Genomic DNA, 1,083 nt, shown 5'->3' with positions numbered 1-1,083 from the left:
CTTGGATTCGCATCATAAGTGCAATTTCTAAGAAAGGCGGTCAGTTGCTATAGTAGGCATCTTTCTCGCCAAAGGAAAATGCACTATGGCCTATACACAACTGACCGAAACAGAAAGATATCAGATTTTCAGCTTAAAAGAAGCCGGTTTTACACAACGTTTTATTGCCATGTCGCTCAATCGAGACCCATCAACAGTTAGCCGGGAATTGAAAAGAAATCGTGAGGCGCAGAAATATTGTCCTAAACAAGCTCATTGTAAAGCGTTAGAACGCCGCCATTCTGCCGAAAAAGCAGCAAAAGTCACACCAGAGATAACAAAATGGATTAAACAGTTAATTTGGCAAGATTTAAGTCCTGAACAAACCGTCGGTTATCTCAAACGGGAACAGAAAATATCTTTGCATCACGAAACGGTTTATAGATTGATTTATAAAGATAAAATTAATGGTGGTGATTTATGGCAACCTCTCAGAATTGCGAAAAAACCGTATCGTAAACGCTATGGAAGTTATGAACGCAGAGGAAAAATTAAAAACAGAGTGAGTATTGATAAGCGTCCCAAAATTGTTGATAAAAAGCAGCGTATTGGTGATTGGGAAGGGGATACTATCGTGGGCAAAGATCATAAAAGTGCATTATTAACATTGGTTGAACGAAAATCGTTATTTACTGTCATAATTAAACTTGAAAATAAAACAGCAGAAGGGGTCGCAAAAGCGGCAACGAGACATTTATCACTGATAAAACATAAAATTAAAACAATGACCTTTGATAACGGCCTCGAATTTGCCGAACACGAACTTATCAGTAAAAACTTAGAGACAAAAATTTACTTTACTCATCCGTACTCCCCCTGGGAAAGAGGGATAAATGAGAACACGAATGGATTAATCCGAGATTACTTCCCAAAAGGAACTGATTTTAATCAGGTATCAGAGCGGGAGATTAACCTTGTGGCAAACCGATTAAATAATCGTCCTCGTAAAACACGAGATTACAAAACACCGAATGAGTTATTTAAAGGTATCCCCACTCATTTACTTCGTTCATTACGATGTTGCGCTTAATATGTGAATCCAAG

General features: G+C 38.0%; 1 protein-coding gene. It reads left to right on the top strand.

The features are described from left to right. The first annotated feature begins 85 nt into the window (after positions 1–85). The gene (locus tag AACQ81_RS03990; protein WP_237388487.1) at positions 86–1,069 is read left to right on the top strand and encodes an IS30 family transposase; all 984 of its coding nucleotides are present in this window, start codon (positions 86–88) and stop codon (positions 1,067–1,069) included. Positions 1,070–1,083: the final 14 nt, after the last annotated feature.

The sequence above is a fragment of the Xenorhabdus sp. Sc-CR9 genome (genome assembly GCF_963897815.1).
Lineage (GTDB): Bacteria > Pseudomonadota > Gammaproteobacteria > Enterobacterales > Enterobacteriaceae > Xenorhabdus.
Note: the sequence above shows the minus strand (reverse complement) of the source record. Positions and strands in the feature narration are given on the sequence as shown.

Coding starts and splice junctions, on each gene's coding strand:
- AACQ81_RS03990 (WP_237388487.1), top strand. CDS start 86: ATGGCCTATACACAACTGACCGAAACAGAAAGATATCAGATTTTCAGC.